The sequence below is a fragment of the Streptomyces sp. SID11385 genome (assembly GCF_010548245.1).
Taxonomy (GTDB): domain Bacteria; phylum Actinomycetota; class Actinomycetes; order Streptomycetales; family Streptomycetaceae; genus Streptomyces.
This window is the reverse complement of the sequence record NZ_JAAGLR010000324.1, coordinates 1-3700: the sequence shown is the minus strand read 5'-3', so window position 1 is coordinate 3700 and position 3700 is coordinate 1. Positions and strand designations below refer to the sequence as shown.

The 3700-nt window shown below is 73.5% G+C and carries 3 protein-coding genes; all 3 read right to left on the bottom strand.

Features of this window, described 5'->3' with window-relative positions; genetic code table 11:
- Window positions 1-723 precede the first annotated feature (723 nt).
- Window positions 724-2187 (bottom strand): penicillin-binding protein 2, encoded by a 1464-nt coding sequence (locus G3I42_RS09860; protein ID WP_164284360.1) that lies wholly within the window; start codon window positions 2185-2187, stop codon window positions 724-726.
- 170 nt (window positions 2188-2357) lie between these two features.
- Window positions 2358-3002, bottom strand: coding sequence for a hypothetical protein (locus G3I42_RS09855; RefSeq protein WP_164284358.1), 645 nt, complete (start codon window positions 3000-3002; stop codon window positions 2358-2360).
- A 10-nt stretch (window positions 3003-3012) separates the two neighbouring features.
- The coding region (locus G3I42_RS09850) for an MFS transporter (protein ID WP_239096362.1) at window positions 3013-3700 on the bottom strand (688 nt) is incomplete at its 5' end.

Genomic DNA, 3700 nt, shown 5'->3' with positions numbered 1-3700 from the left:
GGGGGTGCCGGACCGGGGGGTGCCGGGGCCGGGGGTCTCCGGTGGTGGGGAGTCGGTCCCGTGGTGGAGCGCCGTCATCGCCGCCTCGCCTCTCGGTGGGTCACCGGCCTGACCCGGGCCGCGCCGCGCTCGCGCGCCGCCGCCCGTTCGGGCCGTACGCAGAGTTGTAGTGGCCGTGCCGGTGCCCGAACAGGCGCGGCACCGGGAGAATCCTGCCCGCTTGGGCCCGCCCGAGACGTGTGCCCGTGGGACGGCGATACGGAGTGAGCTGCCCTTTCACCGTCCGCCCGGCCCGGCACGGGCACCCCGGCTGCCCGTTCGGGGGCGGGTGGGGGCCCGGGTCGTGCCCGTACGGGGTGCGGGGCGGCAGCGGTCGGCGGCGGCCGGGACCGCCCGCGCGTCGTCCGCGAGCGCGGCGGGGAAGGGGCGGTCAGCGGCAGTTCACTGCCGGGACCGGGCCGCCGCGGATGCCTGGGGCGGTCGTGCGGGAGGCGGAGGCCCGGACGGGTACGGGGCCGGTCGCGGGCGCGCGGTGCCGTTCCCGGGGTGCGGTCGCGTTCGGGGCTCAGCGGGCATCCGCCCCGCATCGGGCACCTGCCCAGGAGGGGACCTCAGCGAAGCCCATGTCCCACGCGGGGCGCGGCCCACCGGCTGGGACCGCCGGGACGCCGTCCTCGCGGGCCGTCCCCGGCCCTCACCCCCTCAGCTCACTTCAGCCCCCCGTCACGCCGCCCCGTCCCCCTTTCCCAGCGCCGCCGTCATCATCGCCTTCGCGACCGGTCCCGCCAGGCCGTTGCCGCTCACCTCGGCGCGGGCCGCGTCGGAGTCCTCGACCATGACGGCGACCGCGACCTGCTTGCCGTCCGCGCCCTTCGCGTAGGAGGTGAACCAGGCGTACGGGGTCTCGCTGTTGTTCTCGCCGTGCTGGGCCGTACCGGTCTTCGCGCCGACCGTGGCGCCGGGTATCGCCGCGTTGGTGCCCGTGCCCTTGGCGACGACCGTCTCCATGGCGGAGCGCAACTGCCGTGCGGTGTCCTCGCTCACGACGCGGGTCGTCCTCGTGTCCCCGTGGGTGCTGAGCACGTCCCCGTCGCCGTTGGTCGTGCGGTCGACGAGGTAGGGCGTGGCGAGTTCGCCGCCGTTGGCGAGCGCGGCCGAGACCTCCGCCATCTGGAGCGGGGTCGCTGTGACGTCGAACTGGCCGATCCCCGAGAGCGCCGTCTGCGCCTTGTCCATGCCCTTCGGGTACACGCTCGGATAGGCCCGTACGGGCACGTCCTGGTCGTCCGTGTTGAAACCGAACTTCTCCGCCATCGCGCGGACCTTGTCCTGCCCGAGGTCGGCGGCCATCTTCCCGAAGACCGTGTTGCACGAGTACTGGAGCGCCACGCGTATCGAGGCGTTCTCGCAGGGCGCGGAGGCCGACTCGTTGGTCAGGTCCTTCGTGGACAGGGGCAGGTGGTAAGGGTCGGGACTGTCCGTGCGCGCGTCCACGGAGGCGTACAGGCCGTCCTCCAGGGCCGCCGCCGCGACGACGAGCTTGAACGTCGAGCCGGGCGGCAGGGGCTGGCGCAGCGCACGGTTCACCTCGGGCTTGTCCGGATCGGCGAGGAGGGCCTTCCACGCCGAGCCGTCGTCGCTCCCGGTGATCTTGGACGGATCGTACGAGGGCGTCGAGACCATGCCGAGGATCTTGCCCGTCTCCGGGTCGAGCGCGAGCGCCGCGCCCTTCTTGTTCCCGAGGGCCTCGTACCCGGCCTTCTGCACGGCGGGATCGATCGTGGTGACGACGTCGCCCGGCTTCGCGCGGCTGCGCGTGAGCGCGTCCGCGGGGCTCTGGAGGCGCGTGTCGGAGCCGTCGAGCAGATCCTTGTAGACGCCCTCCAGCATCGTCTGGCCGTACACCTGCGAGGTGTAGCCCGTCACGGGGGCGTAGAGCGGCCCGTTCTCGTAGGTGCGCTCGTAGCGCAGGTCGCCGCTGTCGGTCTCGCGCGAGCCCGTCACGGCGCTCCCGCCCACGACGATGTCGCCGAGCGGGTCGGCGTAGCGCGCCATGACCGTGCGGTGGTTGCCCTCGGCGGAGGAGAGCGAGGGCGCTTCGTAGAACTGCACCCACGTCGCCCTCGCGAGGAGGGCCAGTACGAGGAGCAGCACGAAGACCGAGGTGTTCCTGATCGTCCTGTTCATCACCAAGAGGGACGAACAGTCGTGCGGGCCGAGTTCCTGACCGGGCCGATTCTCAGCCGGCTTTCATTCGATCGCGTGTACGAGAGGAGTCGTGTTGACCTGGAGGGACCCGTGCGCCCCGCCTCCGCACCGGCCCTTCGGCTCCCCCCGTCATCGTCGTCGCGCCGCCGTCACGCCCGCATCGTCGCGAAGAAGCGGTCCGCGTCCTCCGGGTCCGCGAGTCGTCCCAGCTCCAGCCACGAGCCGTCCGCGAACCGCAGCCGGAAACGCGCGAACCCGCGGGGCTGGTTCGGCTCGGCCTCGATACGGGCCTCGCTCGCCGGGAAGTGGGTGAGGAGCGTGAAGTCGGCGGCGCGCGTCGGGGCGAGCCTGCGGCCGGGCGAGGCCGCGAGGTGGACGCCCTCGCGGGTCAGCAGCACGAGCCGTTTCGGGCTCGGCGACCGCTTGTACCAGAGCAGCAGGAGCTGACCGGCGGTACGCGCCCAGTCCCCGTCGAAGAACGGAGGGTTCGGGGGCCGCGCGCCCTCCTCCGTGGTGGACGGCTCCGTGTCCCGGTCCCGCTTGCCGTCGAGGCGCTGCTCCAGGCTGTCGAGCAGTGTCATGAGGAGCAGGACCGGTACGACGACCACGAAGAACACCGCACCGAGCACGTACATCAGCCAGTGATGCCGCGCCTTCAGCCGTACCTTGCCCACCTCGTGCCGCACGGCGGCGGGCGGCTTCGGTATCGGCCCCGGCAGCTCGCACCACACGAGCGCCACGGGGTCGCTCCCGAGGAGTGAACGGGCCCGCCGGTGCACCTTGCGTTTCGCCATGCACATGATCCTATGGACGTGCGGCGGGGGTGGGGAGGGTTTCGCGCGTATCCGGCCCGGCCGCCCCCCGCTTCCCGGTCCGCGGCAGCCAGTACGTCGCCAGCGCGGCCCCCGCGAAGACGGCCGCCGTGATCGCCAGGCTCGCCCGCGTCCCGCCCGTGAAGCCGCCCGCCACGAGCGAGCCGAAGACCGCCGTCGCGAGGCCCGCCGTGTTCTGCCGGGCCGCGTTGAGCACCCCCGCCGCGACCCCGGCGCGCGCCGCAGGGACCGCCTCCATCATCAGCGTCGTGAGCGCGGGCACGGTCAGCGCGCACCCCAGCGCGAGCGGTACGAGCGCGAAGGCGAGCGCCACCGAGGACGTCCTCGGACCCGTCGCGAGCAGCAGGAACAGCGCCCCGGCCAGCGCGAGCACCTGCCCCGCGAGCATCGGCGACCGCGCCCCGAACCGCGCCGTGAGCCGCCCGGACACGACGTTCGTCACCGCGATGAGCGACGTCATCGGCAGGAAGAGCAGCCCCGTCTCCAGCGCCGAGTTCCCCTGCGCCTGCTGGAAGAACAGGCTGTACAGGAAGACGAGCCCGAAGAACCCCGTGCTCGCCGCGCACCCCGCGAGCAGCGCCGTCGCGACCGCGCGCCCGCGCAGCAGCGCGAGCGGCACGGCCGGTTCGGCGGCGCGCCGCTCGGCCCGTACGAAACCG

Bases quoted from the DNA above. Each gene is read 5' to 3' on its own strand.
- G3I42_RS09860 (WP_164284360.1), bottom strand. From the start codon at position 2,187: ATGAACAGGACGATCAGGAACACCTCGGTCTTCGTGCTGCTCCTCGTA.
- G3I42_RS09855 (WP_164284358.1), bottom strand. From the start codon at position 3,002: ATGGCGAAACGCAAGGTGCACCGGCGGGCCCGTTCACTCCTCGGGAGC.